The following is a 25,794-nucleotide window of genomic DNA, read 5'->3' on the forward strand; positions in this document are numbered from 1 at the left end:
GTAACAGCGCCCAACCACCTCGGCGACAGCAGCTCCTGCGATGTAAAACATCGTTGCAGTACTCGCTCCGCGCTCGAGCTAATTCATTCCAGCGTGACAACCGCCGCACAACGCAAAAAGACATCCCCAGTCCATGGACTGAGAATGTCTTCAACAAAACCCTCTATTTCACAAGCCCATGCGGATCTATCACGAATTTCCGCGACACACCGCGATCAAATTCCTGGTAAGCATTAGGCGCTTCCTCTAAGGAAATTTTTGTCGCGTTCACCGCTTTCGCGATTTGCGCTCTGCCGCTGAGAATCGACATCATCAAGTCGCGATGATATTTCATGACTGGCGTTTGGCCAGTGACGAACGTGTGGGATTTGGCCCAGCCGAGCCCGAACCGAATTTTAAGCGTGCCAATTTTGGAATCCTCGTCCACAGCCCCAGGATCGCCGGTCACATACAGCCCCGGAATACCCAGACTGCCGCCAGCACGCGTAACCTCCATGATGGAGTTTAGCACAGTCGCTGGCGCCTCGCCGTGCGCCTTTCCATGTCCATGAGCTTCGAAGCCGACGCAGTCAATCGCGCAATCCACTTCCGGCGTGCCCAAAATTTGCTCGATCTGCTCCGCCAAATTAGCGTGCTCACGCAAATTGACGGTCTCGCATCCGAAGCTTTTCGCTTGAGCGAGCCGCTCTGCGTTCAAATCGCCAACAATAACAACCGCTGCGCCCAGCAGTTGCGCAGAATGCGCTGCAGCTAGTCCGACCGGACCTGCACCGGCAACGTATACGGTCGAGCCTGGACGTACACCAGCGCTAACTGCACCGTGGTATCCCGTTGGGAAAATATCGGATAACATCGTTAGATCAAGAATTTTTTCCATCGCTTGTGCTTTGTCCGGAAATTTCAGCAATTGAAAATCAGCGTACGGCACCATGACGTATTCGGATTGCCCGCCTACCCAACCGCCCATATCGACATAACCATAGGCCGATCCGGGACGATCCGGATTCACATTCAGACATACATTCGTATGGCGCTCTTTGCAATTGCGGCAGCGTCCACAGGCAATATTGAACGGAACGGAGACTAGATCCCCTTTTTGGATAAACTCCACATCCCGTCCAACTTCAATCACTTCTCCCGTGATTTCATGTCCCAAAATAAGGCCCGACGGCGCCGTCGTTCTTCCCCTGACCATGTGCTGGTCACTGCCGCAAATGTTCGTCGTGACAACTTTTAGAATGACGCCATGCTCGCATTTACGTCCCACGTTTAATGGATTCACGCCTGGACCATCACGTAAAATAAGATCCGGAAAATCCGTATCCCGGATTTCTACACTCCCTGGTTTGTTGTACACGACTGCTCTGTTTCCTGCCATCTTCGAATTCCTCCCAAATTTGAAATGTCACTTTCGTCGATCAAACATCCGTGAACCATCCTCATCTTTTGCATAGGGGAAACGCTTTCAAAATCTTAAGATTATGTAGATCAAACAATCATTCCATCTATTTCCATTATATTAGACAGGCCCAGTGAAGTATACAGCTTAACGCAACAAAGTTGTAACCACCTAACGTTTAAGCCTTCTGTAGGCATTTACATGGGTTGAATCCCCTTTGACCAATCACCAACACCAAGTGAAAGTTCCATTTCCCATTCGAAAGAACCTTTTGCCGGAATGACCTGCGCCGTCCCATTGTTTATGGCTTTCTCTAGAGAATCATAGTAGCCAATGCTCGGCTCAAGCGCACAGGTAACACGATCATTGATCATTCCTTCGTCGATCCAGATGCCGATATAGGGAACTTTGTCCATCGATACAGACATAATGAAATAGTTACTGCTTTCTTCTTCATACAGACCCGACCATCCAGCGGTTACTTTCCCTTCGTAATAAAACTTGCGTGCATCTCCAGTTACATTCGGTGAAAGCTGTGAGACCTCCTTCCAGGAATAGGAATTGCCAAGCGCAAGCTTTTTACCTCCAAAAACACACAACATACGCTCCATGGCATCAGGGAGAAGAAGTCGCGTCCGTTCTGTAATCGCAAACTGGGGATGTGGTACCCATAGGAAGGGAATGGGTTTATCGCCATCATTCTCGGCGCGGTACGCTAGCCTAACTCTGTCTGCGTCCACCAAAGATAGTCGTCTTGAAAATCGGTAGGGCAGCTGTGGACTAGCGATTGTACAGTCAACAGTCCCCTCTTCGACCTTGCAGGTTCCGGGAAGCGACCAAAGCTCTCCATGATCCGGCAATAGAATATGTTCATCCACGCCGGAAGGACAGGCAATGATCGTTGGAAAACATTCGTCCCATCCGCTCATATCCCAATCCGTGAAGGTTGAGCCAAACGCTGGCTGCTCAAGAGGACGCGTCCCTGAATCAAGCAGCCACTGCTTGCCAGTTGGCTTATAGATCATTGAAACCAGCTTCCCGCCAAGCTGCGGGACTAGCTCTACTTTGAGCTGTTCATTTTCAATGGTAAGAGAGCTGCATCCTTTATATATTCCTGCCTGAACTTGCACGACACTCCTATCTCCCACATTCATCCTCCCTAAGGCCTGATTCTCCTTAAAATCTTCTAAGGCTTAATGAAAACTTTCCCAGCTTCTACCTTCACTGGATAGGTTCTCAGATCCACACAAACCGGCGCCCGCTTCGCTTGCCCGGTAGTCACATCGAATCTCCCATTATGCTTCGGACATTCAATTATATTTCCCATGACAAGCCCTTCTGACAAATGAAACTTCCCATGTGTACAATAACCATCCGTCGCATAATAGTCATTTCTATCCGTTCGGTAGATAGCGAAGGAACGATCGCTATAATCGAAACGGATCACGTCTTCCCGCTCAATTTCGTCCGCTCTGCATGCTACAATCCACTCATCAGGCACCATGCGTCATTCCTCCGGTCATCGCAGGGTTAGTCTCCGTGCTTTTCACTTCTTTGGCATCGGGCATCTTCGCTGGTCCATAGTAATAAGGACGCGCTGTACTGGGCAAGGGTTTAACTATCGTATACGACGGGTCTTTGCCTTGTTTGATCAGCGCGATCATCACTTCTTTCAGCGCAGCGCCCAAACTACTGCATGGCTTCGGACAATCTCCCTGCATCTCCTTATGAAGCGCAGGAAGTGCATGATAGGGCACCATTGGAAACATGTGATGCTCAACGTGATAATTCATATTCCAGTAAAGAAACCTAAACACGGGATTCAGATACACCGTGCGGGTATTCAAACGATGATCCAGCACATCTTCATGCAGCCCCAAATGCTGCGATAATCCAAATAACAGCATCAGCAATGTACCGTAGAAGGTCGGAAGGCCAATAAACATTAGCGGCAGGAAACTCATTTGGTAAATCGAAAGCGCGATAACAGATGCTAAAATAAGCAAGTAGATACGTGCTTCCAGGTAGGCTTTGGGACGCTCTGACTGGGGGATGTATTCATTTTCCGTGCTATCCACTTTCCCTAGACAGTGCTGAAAAAATCGTTTGATTTCCTTTGGTCCGCCGTAGAGATGAAGAATCTCCATAATGAGAATGCGCCAGATCGGTGGTCTTTCCATAAATATCTCGGGATCACGCCCCACAATATACGTATCACTATGGTGACGCGTGTGACTCCAACGCCATGGTGTAGCAGAGCGCAGTACCATGAAGGAAGCAATCTGATACACCACTTCATTCATCCAAGGTGTCTTGAAAGCCGTCCCATGCCCGCATTCATGCCAACGCGAATCTCCCGGAGATGCATATAACGTGCCATAAATGAAGAATGCTGGAACAGCCCACCAAGTTCCCCACGAGTAATACGCAAGGATTCCAGCAGTTATAAGAAGCACGAATAAAATAATCGTGTCCCGTATCGCAGGCCCATCTTTACGCTTCATTAGCTCCTTCATCCTCTGACGAGGTATGGGCGATGTGTACCATTCTGTGGTTACGAGCCCCCTATCTTGGGCGCGCTGGTTCTCCTTGCCTGTAAGGCTGTAATCTCTTCTTCCACTCGCTGAAGACATCGCTGAGTGCCTCCCCTCCTTGATGAATATGCTTTCATTGTACAGACCAGCCCCACGGAAGTATTTATCCCAAAGTAACAAAATGGTTACCAAAATCACACTATTGTAGATTTCCATAAATTTGTATAATGGAGTCATGCATTTGGACGGATCATGCGGAGGCCAACGATGACGAATAAGCTTTATTTTATGGAGCCAAGTGAAACGCTTGAACAGTTAAAGCAATATTATTTCCCACCGTATATTACGCTTGCCCACATGTTCCATGCCCCTAACGGCTGGAAATTGAAACAACGCTCGTTGAAGCAATATCAACTGCAGTATGTCGTTGAGGGAGTCGCAGACTATCATATTAGCGGGCACGATTATGTGACAGAACGCGGTGATTTGATGTTTCATAGACCGAACGAGCCTCATTACATCACCACACGGCAGAACGAGCCTTATGTCTGCATCTCGATTGTTTTTCATTTCGGTGAAACCGGTTTTCCCATCCACCAAGTCATTCATGCTTCCAAAGAAATCGGCCCTCATTACATGGGGAATTACCAAAATCACACGATCGAGCATAAACTGACCGAGCTCGTGCATCATTACCGAATGCCGGAGATAACGGACCATTTTCTATGCCAAAGTCTGCTGACACAAGTCTTGCTTCAAATGTCCCAACAAAAAAAAGAGCTCGCCGTCAGCACTTCAAAAAAAGAAGATGCTAACAAAGCGAAGCTCATTCTTATTCGCAACTACATCTCCAACCATTTGCAAGTTGGCTTTACGCATCAAGATCTAGAGAAGCTAACCGGCTGGAGCCGTAACTACATCATTACGCAGTTCCGCAGCGCATTCGGCATGTCGCCTGTGCAATACTTGGTCTGGGTTCGATTGGAAAAAGCCAAGGAACTCGCGCTCCAGTCCGGCCAATCCTTCGGCGAAATCGCCAATGAGGTCGGCTATACGAATATCCATGCCTTCGGTAAAATTTTTAAAAGGAAAACAGGTATGAGTCTTAGTCAATTTTGCGCTACGCTTTTTAAAGACACACCAGATCAGTAGCTCTTATAGCAGCTTATTGATGTGTGACTGAGTAGTCGTACACCCAGTTCTCCGCATAGGCATCTGGGCTTTCGCCAGGTGCAGTTGAGTCATTGGACTGCGTGTAGTTCCCAATTTTGAAGAAACATCCTGTTACATTTTTCGTTTGCGTGTATGGCACTGTTTGACCATTGTACTCATAGGAGATAACACCGTTTGCTACAATGATTTTAACCGTAAACAAAGTTCCCAGCGTATAGTTGCTATCGAGCAAATAGCCATGGGTGTTGTCCCCGTCTGTAATGTAAATTTTGGCTGTTGTGGAAACGCCGCCAGGATTATTACCTTCGACACGGAAGACAGTCACATCATCATCGACATCGTGGATTTGGCCAACGACCGTTTGCGGTTTAACCGTTGTCAGGTGAGTCACTTTTTGCTTAATGTACATCGTATGCGTTTTCCCGTCATTGCTGCCCCAGGCCATCTGATTACTGGAGTCTCCCGTCGTATAATTATCCTTCATCTCGCGCAGCTCACTTCTTGGGTTGCTGGACCCGGACGTTGAAACAGCGCCATGGTTAGCTCGGAATTGAACGGCATAACCATCCGCATCGTGCACAACTTTAAACCAAGGATCAATCGAATACGTATTTAACGCTGGCTGTAACACCTCGAGTGGGCTTGTGGAGCCGGATTGCTTCGGAATCGGTAAAGTGATTTTCCAATTTTTCAAATATAGGACATCAGATGGGAGTGTAGGAGTTGTAGGTGGCGTCGGTGTTGGTGTGGATGTTGGCGTTGCGGTAGGAGTTGGTGTCGAGCTAGTGCCGCTGTCAAGGGTAAAATCATCAAAACGCACGTCGGAAGAGCTCGTGCCTCTAGCAAAAATCACGGCGCTAGTATTCGTCGCACCTGTCGTAAAATTGACGGTAAATTGCGTCCAAGCTGTCGTATTGCCGCCTGCCGTAACTTCACTGCCGCCAAAGGTATTAGCGCCAATAGCGCCTTGACCGAGAATCCAAGCTTTCAGCGTATAGCTGGTGTTTGCTGTAAGGCCGGATATTGTTTGCTTATAACCGCCACCGGTAGCTGTGGATTTGGCCGAACGAGTGCCACTGTGATGATCGCTTGTTGAGATCGCAGCGGAACCAACTTTCGTCCATCCTGTTGCATCGCTTTCGAAGCCAGGGTTCGTGATCGCAATGGATGCTGCTGTCACCGAGGTAACATTGCTAAAAATTAACGCAGTCGATAACAACAAGGAAAGCATAACTAAGTAATGAATCGGTTTTAGCACTTTTTTTCGCATCATAATCCTCCTAGTCAATGATTAACTTTTGTGTTCGAAGCAGTACGCATTGCTGCTAATTCAGATAAACAGGCGTGAGGCGTGCTTAGAGTGAACAGATGGTTTAAAGCGAAGCGCGACCTCCTTTCATGTTTGAATACTAACGTTTATTTCCGTGTAAGCGCTTAACAATGTTCATTATAGTTAAATTTTTCCTGTATCTGTAGCGTTTTTTTTAGGTTTACTTGTGTTATTCCTAGAGTGGGTACAAGAAAAACCGTCAGGGAGGAAGTCATCCTAAGCGGAAAAAGGACTAAGGGTTCACTCAGGGAGGACTGGGGTTCACTCAGGGAGGACTGGGGTCCGCTATTTGGAGAAAAGCGAGCATTTTTCCTTCTGACGGAACTACAAGCTCTTATTTGTCCTCCATGGTTCGTTTTTCAGGTGAATCGGCAAAAATAGCGGACCGTAGTTCCCCTTGCTGTGAAAAACATACCTTTTCAGAGAAATAGCGGACTGTAGTTTTTCAAAACACCAAAAACATATAAGTTATATACAAAAAAAAGCCGCCCCTCAGAAGATAATCTTCCAGGAGCAGCTTTCTGTTTACTGTCTTAATTTCGAACCAAATCCGCTTGTGTGCTTCTCGTCACCGCATCGAGCTCTTTCAGCTCTTCCTGGGTCAACTTCTCAGCAACCGTTGGCAAAATATCCGTAATGTGATGCGGTTTGGATACACCGAGAATCGCGGATGTGACACCCTGCGTACTAAGAACCCAGCTCAGCGCCAGCTGAGCAAGTGTCCAGCCTTTGCGTGCTGCGATTGGCTTCAGCTGCTCCACAAGATGGAAGTGCCGCTCTTGCTCCAGCAGCGCTTGCAGCCGTTTCTCATTCGCAGCACCGCGAGTTCCTGCCGGCGCTTGCTGACCGTAGGCGTATTTCCCTGTCAGAAGACCACGTCCCAGCGGGCTGTACACGATAACGCCTACGCCCTCGGAGATGGCGAACGGCAGCAGCTCCTGTTCGATTCCTCGTGCAATCAAGCTGTATTCGGGCTGGACGCTTTCGAAGCGTTCAAGCCGCTGCAGCGCTGATATGCCATGAGCTTTAGCAAGCTGCCACGCCGCATAGTTCGAGGCGCCAATGTAGCGGACTTTCCCTTGACGAACAAGGTCGTCGAGCGCTCGCAAAGTTTCTTCGAGCGGCGTTTGTTCATCGAATCTATGTACTTGGTATAAGTCAATATAGTCCGTTTTCAACCGTTTAAGACTATTTTCAACAGCTCGGTAGATATGATATCGGCTCTGACCAGCATCGTTCGGACCTAGTCCAACACGTCCGTGAACTTTGGTCGCAAGCACGATTTCATGACGGCGAGCACCAAGCAAGTTACCGAGAATGGTTTCGGACTCGCCTGTTTCAAGCGGATTATCCTTGTCCATCCCAGAGCCATATACATCAGCTGTATCAATAAGGGTAATCCCTGCATCAAGCGCCGTATCCAGCACTTCCGCAGATTCCTTCTCCCCGATCCATCTGCCGAAAGCCATCGTGCCTAGACTTACCTCTGATACGCGCAGCCCTGATCTGCCTAGTCGTCTTTGTCCAATACTCATATCCACATCTCCCTGTCCATTGGTTATTAAAAAAAAAAGGACAATCCATCAAAGGATTGCCTCCGTTTTCTACGGTCGGTCAAACTGCTTCACTTAAACCAAGTTACTCACTTGGATTAATCCCATATTATCACCGCGATGTCTCATCGTCAACCTGCTGATTTTTTATTTCAGCACGTAATACCGGATAATATATTCATCCAATTGTTGGCTAATCGCAACGACCTTTTCATGGGTAAAACAGCCGTGACGTTCGGCTTCCTCTATCATCTTCATGCGTAATGCTTCAATTTTCAGTAGTAATAGTTCCATCTCAACAGTTCACACCACTTCTGTTCAGTTTCGTTAGTTTCTTTATTATAAATCAAGATTCCTCAGAAGTTTGTAAAACTTTGTCGACATGCTTTGAAGAAATTGTGAAATTTTATTTCAAATGAAAAAGACGTTGAAAGTACTCTTTTTATAGCACAAAAGGGAGTTCGATATCAATCATAGTTCCTACTCCCAGCTTGCTTTGAACCTTCATACTCCCTTGGTGCGCTTCTATAATCCGAAAACAAACCATCATTCCGAGCCCAGTTCCTTCTTCTTTTGTCGTAAAAAAGGGATCACCCAGTCTAGGTATAAGCTCCTCAGCGATTCCAATCCCATTGTCTTTGAGCTTAATCGACATTTTCTTATTTCCAAGACGTTGAATAGCAATATCAATGATGCCCCCACCGGGCATGGCCTCTACGGAATTTTTCAACAGATTAATGAATACCTGCTTCAACTGGCCTTCATCGCTTTTAACCATATACACGTCATCGTTCCTACTATTGAATTGAATCTCGACATTATGCAGGAGCGCCTGGGGTTGAAGCAGGGAGACCACATTATCGATAATGTCACAGATGTTTTTATCTTCAAACTTACTTCTTTGCGGCTTCGAAATGAGCATGAACTCGTTCACAATGCTGTTGATTCTATTTAACTCAACCAGCATAATATCTGTGTACTCGACGATCTTTTTGGTAGGAGCACACTTAATAAGCTTCAAAAATCCAACAAGCGAAGTCAGTGGATTTCGAATTTCATGCGCGATTCCTGCGGCTAACTGTCCGACAACGGAGAGCTTCTCCGATTGAAGCAACATCTCTTCCGCTGTCTTGCGTTCGGTGATATCTCGTAGAACTGTCTGGATAACAGGACGTTCCAAATAGTTATGTAGAACGACAGATGATGCCTCGATAGCAATGCGATCTCCGTGCAGACCTAACAGATTCAGTTCAATAAATGGTATATATTTATCAACTAGCTCAACGGACTTGACTCTCTCTTGAAAAATCTCATGGAAATCGGGGTGTATGAATTCCGTGACACTTTTACCTATAACTTCATTCGGCGTTAATGCCCCTAATAGACTGAGCCCGATATCGTTGATGTAACAGATAACTCCTTCCTGATGCACTACGATCGGCTCAGGGAGTAATTTAATCATGCGCCTATACTCTTCATCTCGTTCGCGAACGATTGATTCCATCACTTTTTTATGCGTAATATCTCTGCACAGCAATTGGATCGATGGTTTGCCCAAATATTCAACTAGAACCGCTCTGATTTCGACATTGATCAGTTGATTATCGAGCCTTACCAATTTCTTTTCAATAATATCTGTAGGCTTCTCTGCTTTCAGTAACTGTTCGATCTGCGCTTGAAGCTCATTTCTTTCATCCGGATGAATAAATTCTAAAGCTAATTTCCCTCGAAGCTGATTTTCACTTTCAGCACCTACTAGCCTTAATGCAGCAGGGTTTGCGTACACGATAACCGAATCGCAGTACACTATAATGGGTTCCGGTGAGTGCTCGACCAAATTACGATAGCGTTCTTCGCTTTCTTTCAGCTTCACATCTTCCATTTTACGATTAGAGATGTCTCTAGCCACTTCGACTAGCGCAAAAATACGGCCTTCATTGTCCTTTAGCGGGGAAATAGTCATACTAGCAAAAAAAGAATCGCCATTTTTGCGAAGTTTATGCGTCTCATAACATTCAGCCTGATCATGAAGAATCACATGTGAATGGATATTTCTTACGCGATCTACTTCGTATAAGGGAACCGTCTTTAAACACTTTTCATAAACTTCATCATTCGTCCAACCGTACATTTGTTCATACGCTTCGTTCACCTGCAAAATATGATTTTGAAGATCAATAACCGCAATGCTGGCATTTGTATGGTGAAAGCAAAGGTCGAATAGTTGGTTAATTTGCTGCATCCAATTTGTCGGTATTGGTTTACTCTGTATCCTATTATCCATGTTGTTTGTCCTCACCCTATCAATAAACGCATGTTATCTAGTAACAATTCTATGTTCTTCTGCATTTTCCTTTCCAAATAAGGGCAAAAAGCAATTTTCCACTTTATGGATAATGTCGAATGTACAAAAAGGAGCGGCTCAGGAAGAGCCTACTCCTTGTTTAGGGACAGTATCCCCCCAAATATCGACCATATTTTTCCATATTATAATGGACTAGACAGACGAGATGGGTGAATGTTCCATCCGATTTGCCAGCCAATCCTCCAAGGTCGCAATTCGATCTGGATACTTATAGCTTCTTGCCAGGAAACCTGCTCCATGGCCCGGCATGGGGTCCTGGTCTGTAGGCTGATAACGCAGGTCTACACTCCAACGCACCTCATCGGATAAATTAGGCGTTGACATATGCAGACAACGGTCATTAAACAGAATCGCGCTTCCTGCAGAAACCGGAAGAACTACTGTCTTCGTTTTGCCCAATTGGTTTTCACGCAAAGCCGTGTACCCTGTTCCTGTATCTGATTCTTGATGCCACTTCAGTAAGCGCTTACGGTGTGTGCGCGGTTTAATATGCAAACAACCGTTAATCTCATTTGCGTCCACAAGCGGAATCCAAACCGTGATCACTGGATTGGAATTGGCATCAGGCCAATAGGATTTATCTTGGTGCCAAGGCACAGCGCCTGCGGCAACCTTTGGTATTTTCGGTCGCGTATTATATACCGGATTGGAGAACAACTCTCCGCCGATTAAGGATTCAACCGCATCCAAAATTTTGGGATTGCTCATTAAGTGAAAATAACCGGGAATCCTATCTCTCCAGCTTCTTCCATATTTCAGAAAATGCTCCGCTGTTAAATCTTTGAACAACTCCGCCAAACGATATTTAAATGGACGATCTTCTAATTTATCATGAATGAGACCCGCCTGCATAAGCTCCTCCGCAATTTCCGAGACCTTGGTCGTCATTGCTTCAATTGCCTGCGCGAGATCATCCTCCTGAAGCAGATTAGGAATTACCAGATAGCCCTCCGTATTATAAAAGTCAACTTGCTCTTTGCTCAAACTTCCGCCGATTTGGCTCACGTTCATTGTTACCATTCCTCCCCAAAGGTGATCTACACTTATTAATTTAGCATCTTTGAGGTAAATCGTATTTATCCGGCTGTTCAATGATTGATCAATTCTTCCGGTTATTTCTTTTCAACCCAGGCATTATGACATACAATTAGATGATAAACCTGCGCGTAAAAGGGAGACTGTCTGATGCCGATTTTGACAGCGATGAATCCAACCGTAAGAACCGCCCATCACTACCGTTTTCCTTATGAGAAAAATGGCAGCGAATCTTTCCGATTAGGCTATTGCTATGCCTTCCACCTCGTGACTGGCGGCAAAGGAGCTGTTACCCTCGCTTCCGGTACCTTCCCCATAGCCAAAGGTGATTTGCTCTATTTTCCGCCTAAACTGCAGCACTCTTTTCATTCTGACGCTGCACATGCGCTATCCACCTATAATATTTATTGTGACTTGTGGGAACCGCGCCCAGACGCTGGGCACAAGCATCTTGTATGGAAAGAAGCCGACTTCGATCCTCACATTTTGACAGCTATCGAACCGAATCCTGACTTAGACAACTTGCCTAACCTGCTCCATTTCCAGCATAAAAGCGCAATTACCGATCTGTTCGCCCTAGTCGTAGAGCAGCATCAGAATTCTGCCCCCTATTCAGATGCTATCGCCAAAAGCCTTCTCCAAGCTTTGCTGCTAAAAATTGTACAGCTGCATACCTACACGCCTTTCATTGATTTCCGAATCAAGCCTCTGCTCGATAACATTCACAGAAAAGCCTACTTGGGTTCCAGTTATGAATCTTGGCTGAAACAAAGCAAGCTGAAGAAAACGCAATTCCACCAACTGTTCAAACAAGCCACGGGCATGTCTCCCAAGGCTTACTGGACTTCCGTCATCATGAAGCAAGCCGCAGCCGCATTAAAAGAAAGTGCCCGATCGGTCACGGACATCGCTGAGGATTTAGGCTACTCCTCCATTCATCATTTCAGCAAACAGTTCACGCTGTATTATGGCATCTCCCCTTCGGAGTACCGAAATCGGCAGCGGTCTTAAACTATGGCGTAGGCCGAGCAAAGGTCTCACTTGTAACGATGCAAATCATCGTTACATGGCTCCCCGCCGCTCCTTTAACGACTGCAACGATGAAAATCATCGTTACAGAACGGGCAAAGCGCGTTGCGGCCGTTTTTCTCACTTGTAACGATGCAAATCATCGTTACATGGCTCCCCGCCGCTCCTTCAACGACTGCAACGATGCAAAACATCGTTGCAGTACGGGCAAAGCGCGTTACGGCCGTTTTTCACCCATGAAAAAATCCCACTTCGGTAGACACATACAGATCTACTCTGTATGCAACTACCGAGGTGGGATTCACATCCGCTTACAAAGCCTCCAACAACCGCTGCCGCTCCGCCGAGCCCATCGCCAAATGGATAAGATGCGCCATTAATTTCTTCTGTTCCAGGTTTAATCTAGCGAACACCCGCGGTTCCAACTGGCACAGTTCCCGAATGACGGATTCCAGCTCGTTTTTCCTCACAGTATCCTCAGGACCGTCCGTGAAATCCGGGAAAGCTTTCGCTTCCACAAATTCTTGAATGACATGGTCAGACAGTATTTCTAAATATGGCTTTCTTTTTTGCTTAATAAATGCATTGATTTCTTCCAACAAAAATTGGAAAGCGTCGCTTTTCTTGCTCACACCAAAAGCTGCTTCCAACTGCCCGCTTTGATCATCGCTCTCAAAATCAAAATAGTCGAACAGTTTACTTTGAATGTAAACACTATGGTAAAAGGAGTCCCCTTTATTATTAAAGGTGGTTGGCTGTTTATACTTTTCTTCCAAATGAGAGTCTATGAAATATAGCTTGGAATATTCATGGTTAATCCGATCCTGCCAACGTACAAATTTAACTTGAAAGGGAGTTTGGCTGCCAGGATGAACGAGGTCAAAGCACTCTTTTTCCCCAATCAGACTCGAATAATCCAGCGATTCGCCATCCAGGCGAAGATCGAAATCTTTGTCCGCGTGCAGCTCCAGAAACCAACCAAATTCTTTGCATAAGTAAGCAGATAAATGCTCAACGATGAAATCCTGCATGATATTGTGAAAAGTTACACTCGTGCCTGGCTCTCCATCCGTCAATTTGATACTCGAAACCTTATAGTCATCCAAATAATTTGAGCGAATTTGAATGGTATATGTATTTTTCAGCAAGCCGTCCACATAGGTCGTTTTCCATGTCGCATCTGTAGCAAAGCGATGGAAGGTTAAGCGGCCGATCCCATTTTTGCCATGCATCGCCGATGTGGTTCTAGTCCGCTTCTCTGGATCTATCTGCTTCTCCGACTCAAAAAATGGCGTGAATTTCCGTTCCAACTCGCGCCTATCAATGCCGTAGCCATTATCCGAGATCACGATATGGTCAACGCCGCCGAGCACATTCAATTGAAGTTTAACGTCTACCACTGTAGCTTGCGCGTCGAAGCCGTTCCAAATATATTCGGAAATCGCCTGCAAATAATCAAATTTACGAAGAGTTTTTTCGATCCCTTTTGAGGATATTTGTATTTTGCCCACAACGATCAGCCCCTTCTACGAGTGAACTCTACCTTCCTCTCTATCATATTCCAAATCTCTCATTGCTGTATGTCGATTTCTGCAACCATTTCCCCATTGATTTTCGACAAAATGGGAATTTACGCCTGTAATCAAGCCCTTGCTTATTTAAAAAAGAATTAACATGCGGTTAACGTTCCACAAATAATCGGATGTTACGCTAAACGCATCTAGGAACTACAGGAGGGATTCTTATGCGCCTCGCGTTGTTTACCGATACCTATGTTCCTCAAATGAATGGCGTTGCACTTACGTTAGGACGTCTTACGGATTACTTGAACCGTCGTGGTGTTGAGCATCTTGTGTTCACACCGAAATGTACGGATGAAATGGCTTACTCCGAACTGATTCGCCCCGTACCCTCCGTCCCTTTTTTCCTCTACCCCGAATGCCGGATTGCCTTGCCCAACATTATGTCTATGCGTTCTGAGCTTGACCGCTTCCGTCCCCAACTGCTCCATATGGCAACACCGTTTAACATCGGTTTATGCGGTCTCCACTACGCCCGCAAGCACCGAATTTCGCATGTAGCCTCCTATCACACCCACTTTGATCGCTATTTGACCTACTACCGGATGAAAAGAGCTGTCCCTTTGTATTGGACGTACATGAAATGGTTTCACCAATCCTGTGACGCCACTTTCGTCCCTTCAACCGATACCATGCATCAGCTTCATGCACAAGGCTTCGACCGCATGCTGCTCTGGTCCAGAGGTGTCGATTGCGCGCTCTACACTCCCGATAAGCACAAGAACGCGGTTCGCGAACGATACGGAATTACAGCCCCTTACCTCCTCCTCTATGTGGGGCGCATTGCGCCTGAAAAGGATATTGATACTTTATCGGCTATTATGCGCACTTTGCCTGATTCTCTGAAAGAACGTGTTCACTGGCTCATCGTAGGAGACGGACCACAACTTGACGAGCTGCGCGAGCAAGCACCGAATAATGTGACATTTGCCGGTTACAAGCAAGGGGAAGAACTCGCAGAAATCTATGCCTCATCAGATCTCTTCGTCTTCCCTTCCAGTACCGAAACATTCGGCAATGTCGTCCAAGAGGCGATGGCTTCCGGCCTTCCGGTAATCGCCGCAAATAGCGGAGGCGTACGGGACATGATCGTTCCCGGACAGACAGGAACCTTATGCGAGCCTCGCCAGCCGGAATCTTTCATCCGTGCCATTAACGATTTCGTCCATGCACCGGAACATTGGGTAGATTTCCGGCACGCAGCAAGAAGTTTTGCTCTCGGACGCTCATGGGACGCTATCTTTGATAGGTTGCTGGAGGACTACGAACAAATTATTGATACTCGCCAGCTTGGAAGCAAACTTGGATTCTATACGGCTTAAAGGAGGGGACATCCATGCGATTAGCTTTAGTCGGAACAGGGTATGTAGGCTTGGTTGCCTCTGTATGCTTTGCGAAGCTGGGGCACGAAGTCATTGCCGTTGACCGCGAGCCCGTCATTCGCGGATTGAAGGAAAATAAGTTGACTGTCTGGGAGCCTGGACTGGAGCCAGAGTTAGCTGATGTCTATGCGAAGGGCTTACTCCGCTTCGAGACAGATATTGTTGAAGCTTCATCAGACACAGATGTTTTGATGATTGCTGTGGGCACTCCCACACGATCGGACGGTCATACGGACCTCGGGCATATCCATGAAGTGCTGTCTCACTTGATGCAATCCGGCACATGTCCCCCTCTTGTGATCATAAAAAGCACGGTACCCGTTGGTACCTGCGATGAACTGGAAGCTACTTTGCTAGCGGCTGGACTATGTACAGAGGTAGCCTTTAATCCTGAATTTCTAAGGCAAGGCAGCGCCTTCAACGACTTCATGGAGCCGGGTCGCATCGTATTCGGTTGTAAAACTCCTCAAGCCGAATCGCTGCTTCGCCAGTTATATGAAGGAATCGACGCTCCCATACATGTTTGTGACAGACGAAGCGCCGAGCTCATTAAATACGCCTCGAATGCCTTCCTTGCGATGAAAATCTCATTCGCGAATATGATGTCCGATGTGTGTGAAGGCTATGGCGCGGATATCCGCCACGTCATGAGCGGAGTTGGCGCCGACCAGCGCATCGGACCTGAATTCCTGTCGGCAGGTGTTGGCTATGGAGGTTCCTGTTTCTCCAAGGATCTGCAGTCTCTGCTAACAACCGGGAAGCTGATCGGCAGCTCGCTTCCAATTTTGGAAGCTGTCGCTAAGGTCAATGATCAGCGCATTCCAAGAATGATGGCCAAACTTATCTCTCTTTGGGGCAATCCCTTAGGCAAGCGTCTCTGCGTATTAGGCATCTCGTTCAAGCCAAATACAAATGATGTTCGCGATGCGCCATTTCTAACCTTATTAGCTCATTGTGAGCGTCATGGCATTGCGGTTCAAGCCTTCGATCCTGTCGTCAGGCAAGTTGGAGCCAAAGCCGTTCAGGTGATGGATTCCCCTTATGCCGCAGCAGCCCAGGCTGACGCTGTCATGATTATGACCGAATGGCCGCAGTTCGCAGAACTCGATTGGCCCTACCTGCTTCACCTCATGCATCGGCCTTATGTGCTTGATGGTCGGAATCTCTTGCCAAATCAAGTCATCGCACAAATCCTGGATGTTGATGGGGCCATGTATATGCCAGTCGGTAGGTCGACGGAGAGTAGTCCAATCCCTTGGGCTGGAGTCTCCCTACCAGAATAAAAATAAGCCCCAGTCCGCTGTAAAAGGACTGGGGCTTTGATTCCCACCACGAAGTTATCTGCTTTCTACTTCCACAAAAGAAACATGTTCAACAGATTTGAGCGAAGCATAGAGATCCGTTACTTGCACTTTTTCATACGTTAACAACTTCATTTCCATCTGACTCGAGCTGCCTTCTACATCTTTCACTTTAACGCGTTCAATCTGAATGTTTAGTTCCTTCAACCTTTTGAAAATCCGGTTGGGATCCTGACTTTCATGACAAATGATTCTTACTTCAAGATATCTTTGCTTGAGTGAGCGAGGGCCGATCCATTTAATGATGACAGGAAACAAATTGACAGAGAAAATAATAAAAATGACGGCTACAAATGCCTGCAAATAATACCCAGCACCAGTTGCTATCCCGAGCGCAGATGCTGACCACACCATGGATGCTGTCGTTAAACCGGAAATTTCATCATTGTTTTTTCTTAAAATGACGCCTGCGCCTAAGAAACCGACGCCGCTGACGATTTGCGCAGCAAGCCGCATTGGGTCCATGTTGGTATGACCTGGAATAGAGAAACGGCTTACGGATTCGATCGAAACCATGGTGATTAAGCAGCTAGCAACAGAAATAACCATGTTTGTTTTCATGCCTACCGGCTTATGTTTCAGCTGACGATCAATTCCGATTAACATTCCAAGAAATAAAGCAATACCTAACTTGATAACAAAGGGAGATATCAACACTGTGTCTCTCCTCTCAACTTGCATCTGACTACAACACGAGGCTTGTTATACGGATACGGAAAGACCGTTTAGTATGTCATTAATCTCAACATAGGGATACCCTTGCGCTTCAGCAACAGCTTTATAAGTAACTTTACCTTCAATTGTATTAAAACCTTTCGCTAAATCTTGATGCTGCAACCCAGCTTCACGATAGCCCTTATTGGCAATTTGCAATCCATAGCCTACCGTGACGTTCGTTAAAGCAACTGTGGATGTCTGCGCGACTGCACCAGGCATATTAGCAACAGCATAATGCACAACACCGTGCTTCACATAGGTCGGATCACTGTGTGTTGTAATACGGTCGATAGTCTCAATCGAGCCGCCTTGATCGATGGCTACGTCCACAATGACGGAACCTGGTTTCATCGTTTTGACAACAGCTTCAGTCACAAGTCGTGGCGCACGGCTGCCCGGAATCAATACGGCGCCGATCAGCAGATCCGCCTTCTTGACAGCTTCGGCAATATTGCTTCCGTGCGACATCAACGTGCGTAGACGTCCTTGGAACTGGTCATCCAATTGGCGCAACCGCTCTGGATTTACATCAAGAAGCGTCACGCTCGCTCCAAGACCAACAGCCATTTTGGCCGCTTGCGTCCCCACCACGCCTCCGCCGATGATCACGACTTCAGCTGGCGCTACTCCTGGAACTCCGCCAAGGAGAATGCCTTTTCCACCTTTGGACTTCTCCAAGAATTGTGCGCCGATTTGAATGGACATCCTGCCAGCCACTTCACTCATCGGTGTCAGAAGCGGAAGAGATCCGTTATTTAGTTGAATGGTTTCATAAGCGATGGCGATGACTTTCTTGTCCGTTAACGCCCGGGTCAACTCGGATTCTGCAGCAAGATGCAGGTAAGTGAACAGAATTAAGCCTTCGCGGAAATACCCGTATTCCTCAGCAAGCGGTTCTTTTACTTTAAGCACCATCTCAGCCGACCAAGCATCCTCAGCCGTAGGCACGATTATTGCTCCTGCCGCCAAATAATCCTTATCCTCGAAGCCGCTGCCCAAACCAGCACTAGCTTCAATCCAAACCTCATGCCCATAATGTTTAAAAGAGGCTACGCCCGCTGGGGTAATTCCAACACGATTTTCATTGTTTTTAATTTCTTTCGGCACACCAATAATCATGCTCATACATCTCCTTCACCTATATCCAGAATTGTTCTTGCTGTATGGCATCCACAAGACGAATCATATCGGCGGCTTCCACTTCACCAATGTTGCCAATTCGGAACGTGTTGGCATTCGTAATTTTACCCGGATAGATCACAAAACCTCTGAGCTTCAATTTCTCATATAAAGTTTGGAACTGGAACGCTTCACTTTCCGGATATAGGAAGGAAGTAATGATTGGCGACTGCAACGCCTCTGGCAGTAATGTCTCAAATCCGAGTACCTTCATTCCTTTGACGAGTGCCCGTTGGCTTGTTTTGTATCGATTGTATCTGGCGATAACTCCGCCTTCATCTGACAACTCTTTCAGTGCCTCATAGAAAGCACGTACGACGTGAGTAGGTGATGTAAAACGCCATTTGCCATTGTAATTCTCCATTTTATCCCACTGGTCAAACAAATCAAGGGAATGGGAACGCGCCCATCCGGCACACTTTTTCATTTCATCAATCTTGGCGATAATAAAACCGAATCCTGGGACACCCTGTATGCACTTGTTAGCGCTGCTGATCAAGAAATCAATCTGTAAGTCCGTGATATCCATCGGAATTCCGCCAAAGGAGCTCATCGCATCTACGATATAAGTTTTGTTATATTTCTTAACTATGTGGCCCACCGCTTCTATCGGATTCAACATGCCTGTCGTCGTCTCACAATGAACAACAGCCACGTGCGTAATATCCGTTTCTTTGCGCAGCGTATATTCCAATTGATCCAAATCTGGAGGTTGAACCTCCCCGTTATCCAAGAGAACCAGCGGAATGTTCAGCATTTTTGCCATTTGAGCCATCCGTTGACCATAAGCACCATTCGCCATAACCAGAATTTTGCCATCCTGTGGAATAACGCTTCCGATGACCGATTCTACACAAAATGAGCCGCTGCCTTGCATAAGAACGGAGGTATAAAGCGAAGTCTCCTTGGTCGCTAATTGGACAAGTTTAGCGCGAATATCCTGTACAATTCGATTATAATCATCATCCCACGTACACCAGTCTTTCAACATGGCTGCTTTTACCCTTTTGCTAGTCGATAGGGGTCCAGGGGTCAAAAGCAAATAGGGGTTATCTTCGATCAAATCAATATTCATTGTTGAAACCTCCTTAGGTATATTCATCTATTGGCCACCTATTGATAAACGGGCGTTAATATCATCAATCACTTTCACAAGATCGCCGATCGTCGGGATCACGTAATCAGCCCCAGCTTGACGGAAACGTTCTTCCACAACGGCCATTTTTGCTGCCAATTCCGCAGCAGGCAGTGTATGGACTTCCTCCTCGGTAAGACCGAGCTCGCTTCCTCCTTTTACAACCCCTACGCTCCATGCGCCTGCATGGACACCTTCTTGAATATCACTGACCGTATCGCCTACTTTGACAATTGCCTGGAACGGATAAACCCCTAGATTCACGGCATTCGCGTAACACATCCACGGATACGGCCGCCCAGCTTTAACTTCGGAAGGAGTAACCAAAGAATCCGGTTCATACCCTTTCAATTTCGCTTCCCGGCTCACAACTTCCATCATTTCTGCGGTATATCCGGTCGTAGAACCAATTTTCAGTCCTCTAGCTCGCAGTTCCTTTACTAGGTCCAGGGCTCCAGGGATCAGATCCGTATAATTCGGTAAAATTTCAAAAAGCAAAGGTTCGAAATCGGCATACAAATCATCCACATCCGCATTGGTAGGCAAAGCTCCGAATTTATCTTTCCATAGCTGTGCGATTCTTGGAATGGCGCATAACGTATGGATATGATCCCATTTCAAAAGTCCCATCGGACCGCGCGCTTCTTCCGCTGTTATGGCAATGTCCCGCTTCTCAAATATCCGCAAGAATACGTCCAGTGGTGCAAAACATCCATAATCAACCATCGTACCTGCCCAATCAAAAATAACCGCTTGAATCTGACCTTCATAATTTCTCGACATCATTACCATCCCTCTCCTAGTTAGCAAATCTATATTTATTCTGACGTGATCCACTCTACATGCATTTGTTCTAGTTCAGCTTCCCATTCTTCCGGTGCAGGAACATTGCTGACGATGACATCGATATCCCGCAAGTCCGCCATTTTATAAAATTGCACCATGCCTATTTTGGAATGGTCGGAGACCACAATGTTCATTTTGGCCTGTTCCATCATCTTCTTCGCTAACTGACCGCGTTTTTCATCAAAAGATGTGATCCCTTTGTCAATCATCATCCCATCGATGGAGATAAACGCTTTGTCTGCATAAAAATGCTCCACCATTTTCTCCGCCAATGAGCCGACAACCCTGGATTGCAGTGAACTTACTTTGCCGCCAATGAAAAATATTTCCCCGGAGTACAACTCCCTGTTCTTATACGCAATGAGCGAATGGAGCGCAGGAATGGAGTTTGTTAATATCGTGAGATTCTCCTTATCAAGCAAATGTTCGATCATCTGCAGCGTCGTCGAGCCATCATCGATAAAGATCACTTCATTGTCCTGGGCAAGGGCAGCAGCTGCTTTGCCTATTTTACGTTTTTCCTCTACATTCAGTACTTTTCTGTTCAAATGGGAAGGCTCTTCTCGGGAATGATTAACCTTCACCGCTCCGCCGTAGACCCGCTTCAACTTGTTAGACTCTTCAAGATCCTCCAAGTACCTGCGCACGGTTTCCGAAGAAACCTGGAGCACCTCGACAAGCTCATTGGTAATAACTTTGCCTTCGGAATTGATTTGATTAAGGATATACTCCTTGCGTTCTTCCCCGATAAGTGACACGAACGTTAACCTCCTTACACAACTGCCTCGTTGTTAATTGGTAGCGGCTACTTTCGGATCTGCCAAGCCTCTGTTTTCTTTCTTACTTTTTTGGAAAGCAGGGTGTATAGCAGTCTTACGATAATATTCGTAATCACGATGAGCACCGCCATTGCTGCTGCCGCAGCTACATCTCCTGCATCCTCCATACTCACCAATGCCACTGCCGCTAAGTTCAAATCCGCAGAGCGCAGAAACACAACAGCAGAAACAGTAACCATCGAGTTGACAAAAAGGTACATCGCAATTTCAATGATCGCCGGCAGACACATAGGAACCGTTACTCTCAGCAGTGTTTTGTAAAAGGGTACGCGCATCGATTCGGAAACGAGCTCGAACTCTTTATCCAGCTTCTTCAGTGCTGTGGTTGCTGTGATGAAAGGCACCCCATAGAAGTGGGTGATATTGGCAAGTACAAGGATAATCATGGATCCATAAATCCAGTTCATGGGATTGTTCGGATTATTAAAGAAGAAAATGTAAGCCAAACCAATGACCATCCCCGGCAGTGCTAACGGCAGTACCGACAGAAAATAGCCAATCTGCCTAAGTCCGTTCAAATGACGCGACTTCTCGATTAGATAGGCAAACAGAAACGTGACGATTGTCCCGACAATTGCTGTGAAGAACGATACCTGCAAACTGGTCCAGAACGGATCAAGTCCTGACCCTGCAACATGGGAGAAATCATAATGTTTGAAGCTGAAATTCAAGTTATAAGGCCAAACTTTAATCAACGAAGCACATGCGATCGTAAGTAATGGAATGAGTATTAGGATAGAAATGATTACACCAAACAGTTGATAGACGGTGTCGCGAGCTTTCCCCGCAACAATCCGATAGGGTGTTGATTTGGAAGAAAGCATGGAGCGTTGTTTTCTTTCTACCATTCGGTCTACTACAAAAGCGATAATCGCTGGAACGGTTAACAAAATACCAACTGTAGCGCCCATTGACATATTTTGCTGACCAATAACTTGCTTATAAATATCAGTGGCTAATACGTTGAATTTGCCGCCGATTGCTTGTGGCGCCCCGAAATCCGTAAAGCAAGCCGTGAAACAAACGAAGATGGCACTGATTAATCCATACTTGACCGAAGGCAAGGTAACCGTCAGGAACGTTCTCACTTTGCCTGCCCCCAATGTCTCCGCCGCTTCATACAAACGCTGATCTGTGATCGACATAGCAGTAATGAATATGAGAAAAGCTTGTGGGAACAAATAAATGACTTCGGAAATGACGATGCCCACAGGACCATAGATCGGGATATGAATACCACTCGGCAATGCTCCAAAAAAACCAGATGTCAGAATTCCTTGATTGCCAAAAAGATACGTTAAAGCAATTCCATGCATCATGGTCGGTTCAAAAAGCGGCAGCATTGCGACATAATGCAAATAGGCTTTACCTCGGATGGCCGTCCGGCTTATCCCATACGCATATAAGAAGGCTAGGGTAACGGCAATACCTGTAGAAAGCAATGAAACCCACACCGTATTCCACAAGGATTGCGCCAAAGATGGTGTTGTAAAATATTTGATAAAATTCTGAATTCCGATGAACTCTGCATTCGTATTGAAAAAAGCTTTACTGAACAGTAAACAGAGAGGCACTAATATCGTAAACGTCAAAGTGATAACAAGTACAACGATAAGGAAGTTTTGTAAATTGAGGAGTTCTCCCCAGTTTCGGCGAACAGGCGGTGTCCAGGCATCGCTTCGCTTCTCCATCACGCAATCACCATGTCATCTGGTGTAAAGGTAATGACTCTTTCTTGCGGAAACTCAACAGATACTTCAGCAAACTTCATCAAATTCAGTTTCTGTGCATGCTGGGAAGAGACATCCACGGAGAGCATCTGATTCCCTAACAATTCCTTCAACTCACGGATGGGCTGCAAAAGCAATCTATAAAACGGACCTCTAAACTCCATGTGCTTAACGACAGCCTGGTAACCTGAACCTGGAGAAGAAATACGAATATGTTCGGGTCTGACGGCAAAATTGGTGAGCGGTATGTTCCCTTTGCGAAGCCCATAGGCCAAGAAGTTAATGGATCCTATAAAATCCGCTACAAAAGGCGATTCCGGTTGATCATACACATCCTGAGGGCTTCCAACTTGCATAATTTCAGCATTATTCATAACGACAATCCGATCTGCCATGGTCAATGCCTCTTCTTGATCATGGGTGACCATGATTGTTGTAATACCCAATTTTTCTTGCAGGCTACAAATTTCTTCACGCAGTTTGGTCCGAACTTTGGCATCTAAGGCCGACAATGGCTCATCTAACAGGAGAAAATCAGGCGATAAAACGACAGCTCTGGCAAGGGCAACACGCTGCTGCTGGCCTCCTGAAAGCTGTGAAGGATAGCGTTCTTTCAAATGCAGTAAATCGACCAGCGACAGCGCCTCACTTACTTTGTCACTAATTTCCTTCTTCGTAAGTTTCCTCCCCTGCAGCCCGTAAGCCACATTCTGAGCTGCTGTTAAATTTGGAAATAAGGCGTAAGATTGAAAGACCATACCGAAGTTTCGTTTGGATGGCGGCAGATTCGTGATGTCCTTGCCCCCAACCGTTATTCGCCCACGCGTCGGTTTCTCAAGACCGGCGATGATACGCAGCAAGGTTGTTTTACCACAGCCGCTTGGGCCGAGCAAACAAATGAATTCATTCTTTTTAATATCAATATTTATTTCTCTGAGCGCTGTAAAGGAGTCAAATGTTTTGTTCACACCTTGAATAGATAAATATGCTTCTGTCATAAGCTGCCTCCTTGAACTTAGATTTGAGAAGGGAGCGACTGCTGACCTAGACAGGTCTAGGCAGCAGCCGTTCAATAAACTGGCTTCGTTATTTCGGTTCACTCTTCGTGTTATATCGTTTATCCCATTCAGCCAAAATACTTGCCCGATTCTTCGCAATTTCGTTTAAATCGCTTTTGATTAATTGTTTGATCGGGTCCACTTTGTAACCTTCAGGAAGTACTGAACTGTCAGTTTTGATAGCCAAGATGGCATAGTTTTTGTTGTATTCTTTCATAGCTTCATCTGTAATTGCCCAGTCCAGGAACTGTTGGGACACTTGTTTAATCGTTTTTTTCTTAATAAGTGCATTAGCTTCTACGTCCCATCCGGAGCCTTCTTTCGGGAACACAACCTCTACCGGAGAACCGTTCTTTTTCTCCTGCAAACCGCGATATCCAAAAGAAATACCGATTGGGTACTCTCCCGTGCCAGCCAACTTAGCGGGCTTCGATCCGGAGTGAACATACATGGCAACATTATCATGCAGTTTGTTCATATAGTCCCAAGCCTTTTCTTGCCCCTCCAATTGGACTAATCCAGATACGGTCAGGAAGCCTGTTCCTGAGGAGGACGGGTTAGGCATCGTGATAAGCCCTTTATATTCCGGCTTAATTAAATCGGCATACGATTCAGGAATTGGCAATTTACGCTTATCCATCTCCGTTTTGTTGACGATGAAAGCTGTCTCCCAAGCATCGATGCCAACCCAATGTGCCGGTACATTTTTATCTTTAAATTCTGGAAGTATGCGATCTACCCCTTGCGGAGCATAGGGTTCTAACTGATTACTTTGGTCGAGCACCAACAAGCTTGTTGCCGCTAATCCCCATACAATATCTGCTTGCGGATTGTCTTTCTCGGCCAGCAGCTTAGCTGTGATTACTCCCGTCGAATCTCGGACAATGTTAAGTTTAATATCGGGATATTTCTTTTTGTAACTAGCTAGATAGCTCTTGATCGCATCATCTTCCAGTGCCGTATACACCGTCAATTCCTTACTGGTTGAATCTATATTGCCTTTTCCAGCAGAACTTGCGACTGCTCCAGGTGTCGACTCAGTGATGGTTGCAGATTTGCCGCATGCCGATAATAATGTAACCAATGTAACCGCAACGACTAAACTTCTAGTTAATTTTTTCATTGTTCCGATTCCTCTCCTGGTTATAATCTGTTCCTTCCGATACTACACACGCTTCTCTCTACTTTAATTTTGTAAGGTCTGGGTGCAAAACGTTGTTTACGCTGATCGGCTATCGATCAAAGATCCCCCCCACATCGTTTTCCTTCAGTAATAAACTTAAAAACAACCTTATTTAATTGATTTTAATTGTTTTTGGTTGTTTTTATAATGGAATTATAAGCTTTTCTCCTCGAATGTGTCAACCACTTTAATGTCACTATAGGTGACATGACAGCAATTTATTTTCGAAATACTCCTAAAAACATAGAAAACAGGAATATCAACCCGATTGCGTCATGAAATATAACGCGAACATCACACGAAACCATCGAAAAATACAAAAAAGAGGCTTTCCCTCGGTCATATAATGACATGGGACAGCCTCTT

The 25,794-nt window shown here is 46.1% G+C and carries 23 protein-coding genes; 4 read left to right on the plus strand and 19 right to left on the minus strand.

What is annotated here, in order from left to right:
* Positions 1–163: 163 nt before the first annotated feature.
* The 4 genes from fdhA to AC58VC_RS26180 form a co-directional block, all read right to left on the minus strand.
* Positions 164–1,378: a formaldehyde dehydrogenase, glutathione-independent gene (gene fdhA, locus AC58VC_RS26165; RefSeq protein ID WP_161406325.1), complete on the minus strand. Its 1,215-nt coding sequence runs from the start codon at positions 1,376–1,378 to the stop codon at positions 164–166.
* Between the two features lie 218 nt (positions 1,379–1,596).
* Positions 1,597–2,547 (minus strand): hypothetical protein, encoded by a 951-nt coding sequence (locus AC58VC_RS26170; protein WP_497372868.1) that lies wholly within the window; start codon positions 2,545–2,547, stop codon positions 1,597–1,599.
* Positions 2,548–2,585: 38 nt separating this feature from the next.
* On the minus strand, positions 2,586–2,903 hold the full coding sequence (locus AC58VC_RS26175; RefSeq protein WP_497372870.1) for a MocE family 2Fe-2S type ferredoxin: 318 nt from the start codon (positions 2,901–2,903) through the stop codon (positions 2,586–2,588).
* The gene (locus tag AC58VC_RS26180; RefSeq protein ID WP_497372872.1) at positions 2,893–4,032 is read right to left on the minus strand and encodes a fatty acid desaturase family protein; all 1,140 of its coding nucleotides are present in this window, start codon (positions 4,030–4,032) and stop codon (positions 2,893–2,895) included. The genes AC58VC_RS26175 and AC58VC_RS26180 overlap by 11 nt, the downstream gene beginning before the upstream one ends.
* A 168-nt stretch (positions 4,033–4,200) precedes the next feature.
* On the opposite strand from AC58VC_RS26180, the gene AC58VC_RS26185 reads away from it, so the two are divergent.
* Positions 4,201–5,085, plus strand: coding sequence for a helix-turn-helix domain-containing protein (locus AC58VC_RS26185; protein WP_497372874.1), 885 nt, complete (start codon positions 4,201–4,203; stop codon positions 5,083–5,085).
* A gap of 13 nt (positions 5,086–5,098) precedes the next feature.
* Here the strand turns inward: AC58VC_RS26185 and AC58VC_RS26190 are convergent, their stop codons facing one another.
* The 5 genes from AC58VC_RS26190 to AC58VC_RS26210 form a co-directional block, all read right to left on the minus strand.
* Positions 5,099–6,376 carry a polysaccharide lyase family 7 protein gene (locus AC58VC_RS26190; protein ID WP_497372875.1) on the minus strand — a complete coding sequence of 426 codons (1,278 nt, stop codon included), beginning with the start codon at positions 6,374–6,376 and terminating at the stop codon, positions 5,099–5,101.
* A gap of 593 nt (positions 6,377–6,969) precedes the next feature.
* Complete coding sequence (locus tag AC58VC_RS26195) at positions 6,970–7,971, minus strand: aldo/keto reductase (protein ID WP_497372877.1); 1,002 nt, start codon at positions 7,969–7,971, stop codon at positions 6,970–6,972.
* A gap of 165 nt (positions 7,972–8,136) precedes the next feature.
* Positions 8,137–8,283, minus strand: a complete 147-nt coding sequence (locus tag AC58VC_RS26200) for a Spo0E family sporulation regulatory protein-aspartic acid phosphatase (protein ID WP_497372879.1) — start codon at positions 8,281–8,283, stop codon at positions 8,137–8,139.
* Positions 8,284–8,431: 148 nt separating this feature from the next.
* A complete protein-coding gene (locus tag AC58VC_RS26205; protein WP_497372881.1) occupies positions 8,432–10,273 on the minus strand; it encodes a PAS domain S-box protein in 1,842 nt (613 codons plus the stop codon).
* 213 nt (positions 10,274–10,486) lie between these two features.
* Positions 10,487–11,365 carry a phytanoyl-CoA dioxygenase family protein gene (locus AC58VC_RS26210; RefSeq protein WP_497372883.1) on the minus strand — a complete coding sequence of 293 codons (879 nt, stop codon included), beginning with the start codon at positions 11,363–11,365 and terminating at the stop codon, positions 10,487–10,489.
* Positions 11,366–11,539: 174 nt separating this feature from the next.
* On the opposite strand from AC58VC_RS26210, the gene AC58VC_RS26215 reads away from it, so the two are divergent.
* Entirely contained in the window at positions 11,540–12,400 is an 861-nt protein-coding gene (locus AC58VC_RS26215) for an AraC family transcriptional regulator (protein WP_497372885.1), read from the plus strand.
* Between the two features lies 1 nt (position 12,401).
* Here AC58VC_RS26215 and AC58VC_RS26220 read toward each other — a convergent pair whose 3' ends face one another.
* Complete coding sequence (locus tag AC58VC_RS26220) at positions 12,402–12,542, minus strand: hypothetical protein (RefSeq protein ID WP_497372887.1); 141 nt, start codon at positions 12,540–12,542, stop codon at positions 12,402–12,404.
* A gap of 187 nt (positions 12,543–12,729) precedes the next feature.
* Entirely contained in the window at positions 12,730–13,929 is a 1,200-nt protein-coding gene (locus AC58VC_RS26225; protein ID WP_497372889.1) for an ATP-binding protein, read from the minus strand.
* A gap of 233 nt (positions 13,930–14,162) precedes the next feature.
* On the opposite strand from AC58VC_RS26225, the gene AC58VC_RS26230 reads away from it, so the two are divergent.
* Together AC58VC_RS26230 and AC58VC_RS26235 are read left to right on the plus strand one after the other, a co-directional pair.
* Positions 14,163–15,320 (plus strand): glycosyltransferase family 4 protein, encoded by a 1,158-nt coding sequence (locus tag AC58VC_RS26230; protein WP_497372891.1) that lies wholly within the window; start codon positions 14,163–14,165, stop codon positions 15,318–15,320.
* 14 nt (positions 15,321–15,334) lie between these two features.
* The gene (locus tag AC58VC_RS26235) at positions 15,335–16,663 is read left to right on the plus strand and encodes a UDP-glucose dehydrogenase family protein (protein WP_497372893.1); all 1,329 of its coding nucleotides are present in this window, start codon (positions 15,335–15,337) and stop codon (positions 16,661–16,663) included.
* Between the two features lie 54 nt (positions 16,664–16,717).
* Here the strand turns inward: AC58VC_RS26235 and AC58VC_RS26240 are convergent, their stop codons facing one another.
* The 8 genes from AC58VC_RS26240 to AC58VC_RS26275 form a co-directional block, all read right to left on the minus strand.
* A complete protein-coding gene (locus AC58VC_RS26240; RefSeq protein ID WP_497372895.1) occupies positions 16,718–17,422 on the minus strand; it encodes an MgtC/SapB family protein in 705 nt (234 codons plus the stop codon).
* A 21-nt stretch (positions 17,423–17,443) separates the two neighbouring features.
* Positions 17,444–18,577 (minus strand): alanine dehydrogenase, encoded by a 1,134-nt coding sequence (gene ald, locus AC58VC_RS26245; protein ID WP_497373288.1) that lies wholly within the window; start codon positions 18,575–18,577, stop codon positions 17,444–17,446.
* A 19-nt stretch (positions 18,578–18,596) separates the two neighbouring features.
* A complete protein-coding gene (phnW, locus tag AC58VC_RS26250) occupies positions 18,597–19,697 on the minus strand; it encodes a 2-aminoethylphosphonate--pyruvate transaminase (RefSeq protein WP_497373292.1) in 1,101 nt (366 codons plus the stop codon).
* Between the two features lie 42 nt (positions 19,698–19,739).
* A complete protein-coding gene (phnX, locus tag AC58VC_RS26255; RefSeq protein WP_497373295.1) occupies positions 19,740–20,555 on the minus strand; it encodes a phosphonoacetaldehyde hydrolase in 816 nt (271 codons plus the stop codon).
* 35 nt (positions 20,556–20,590) lie between these two features.
* On the minus strand, positions 20,591–21,376 hold the full coding sequence (locus tag AC58VC_RS26260; protein WP_497372897.1) for a DeoR/GlpR family DNA-binding transcription regulator: 786 nt from the start codon (positions 21,374–21,376) through the stop codon (positions 20,591–20,593).
* Between the two features lie 47 nt (positions 21,377–21,423).
* Complete coding sequence (locus AC58VC_RS26265; RefSeq protein WP_497372899.1) at positions 21,424–23,148, minus strand: putative 2-aminoethylphosphonate ABC transporter permease subunit; 1,725 nt, start codon at positions 23,146–23,148, stop codon at positions 21,424–21,426.
* The gene (locus AC58VC_RS26270) at positions 23,148–24,185 is read right to left on the minus strand and encodes a putative 2-aminoethylphosphonate ABC transporter ATP-binding protein (RefSeq protein WP_497372901.1); all 1,038 of its coding nucleotides are present in this window, start codon (positions 24,183–24,185) and stop codon (positions 23,148–23,150) included. The genes AC58VC_RS26265 and AC58VC_RS26270 overlap by 1 nt, the downstream gene beginning before the upstream one ends.
* Before the next feature lie 88 nt (positions 24,186–24,273).
* Entirely contained in the window at positions 24,274–25,368 is a 1,095-nt protein-coding gene (locus tag AC58VC_RS26275) for a putative 2-aminoethylphosphonate ABC transporter substrate-binding protein (RefSeq protein ID WP_497372903.1), read from the minus strand.
* Positions 25,369–25,794 lie beyond the last annotated feature (426 nt).

It is taken from the genome of Paenibacillus sp. J22R67, assembly GCF_059692175.1.

What these genes read in the sequence shown, in the direction of transcription:
- AC58VC_RS26175 (WP_497372870.1), bottom strand. Translation starts at nt 2,903, where the DNA reads ATGGTGCCTGATGAGTGGATTGTAGCATGCAGAGCGGACGAAATTGAG.
- AC58VC_RS26275 (WP_497372903.1), bottom strand. Translation starts at nt 25,368, where the DNA reads ATGAAAAAATTAACTAGAAGTTTAGTCGTTGCGGTTACATTGGTTACA.
- AC58VC_RS26190 (WP_497372875.1), bottom strand. Translation starts at nt 6,376, where the DNA reads ATGCGAAAAAAAGTGCTAAAACCGATTCATTACTTAGTTATGCTTTCC.
- AC58VC_RS26210 (WP_497372883.1), bottom strand. Translation starts at nt 11,365, where the DNA reads ATGAACGTGAGCCAAATCGGCGGAAGTTTGAGCAAAGAGCAAGTTGAC.
- AC58VC_RS26270 (WP_497372901.1), bottom strand. Translation starts at nt 24,185, where the DNA reads ATGACAGAAGCATATTTATCTATTCAAGGTGTGAACAAAACATTTGAC.
- AC58VC_RS26185 (WP_497372874.1), top strand. Translation starts at nt 4,201, where the DNA reads ATGACGAATAAGCTTTATTTTATGGAGCCAAGTGAAACGCTTGAACAG.
- AC58VC_RS26240 (WP_497372895.1), bottom strand. Translation starts at nt 17,422, where the DNA reads ATGCAAGTTGAGAGGAGAGACACAGTGTTGATATCTCCCTTTGTTATC.
- AC58VC_RS26215 (WP_497372885.1), top strand. Translation starts at nt 11,540, where the DNA reads ATGCCGATTTTGACAGCGATGAATCCAACCGTAAGAACCGCCCATCAC.
- phnX (WP_497373295.1), bottom strand. Translation starts at nt 20,555, where the DNA reads ATGTCGAGAAATTATGAAGGTCAGATTCAAGCGGTTATTTTTGATTGG.
- AC58VC_RS26205 (WP_497372881.1), bottom strand. Translation starts at nt 10,273, where the DNA reads ATGGATAATAGGATACAGAGTAAACCAATACCGACAAATTGGATGCAG.
- ald (WP_497373288.1), bottom strand. Translation starts at nt 18,577, where the DNA reads ATGATTATTGGTGTGCCGAAAGAAATTAAAAACAATGAAAATCGTGTT.
- AC58VC_RS26230 (WP_497372891.1), top strand. Translation starts at nt 14,163, where the DNA reads ATGCGCCTCGCGTTGTTTACCGATACCTATGTTCCTCAAATGAATGGC.
- AC58VC_RS26195 (WP_497372877.1), bottom strand. Translation starts at nt 7,971, where the DNA reads ATGAGTATTGGACAAAGACGACTAGGCAGATCAGGGCTGCGCGTATCA.
- AC58VC_RS26200 (WP_497372879.1), bottom strand. Translation starts at nt 8,283, where the DNA reads ATGGAACTATTACTACTGAAAATTGAAGCATTACGCATGAAGATGATA.
- fdhA (WP_161406325.1), bottom strand. Translation starts at nt 1,378, where the DNA reads ATGGCAGGAAACAGAGCAGTCGTGTACAACAAACCAGGGAGTGTAGAA.
- AC58VC_RS26265 (WP_497372899.1), bottom strand. Translation starts at nt 23,148, where the DNA reads ATGGAGAAGCGAAGCGATGCCTGGACACCGCCTGTTCGCCGAAACTGG.
- AC58VC_RS26235 (WP_497372893.1), top strand. Translation starts at nt 15,335, where the DNA reads ATGCGATTAGCTTTAGTCGGAACAGGGTATGTAGGCTTGGTTGCCTCT.
- AC58VC_RS26180 (WP_497372872.1), bottom strand. Translation starts at nt 4,032, where the DNA reads ATGTCTTCAGCGAGTGGAAGAAGAGATTACAGCCTTACAGGCAAGGAG.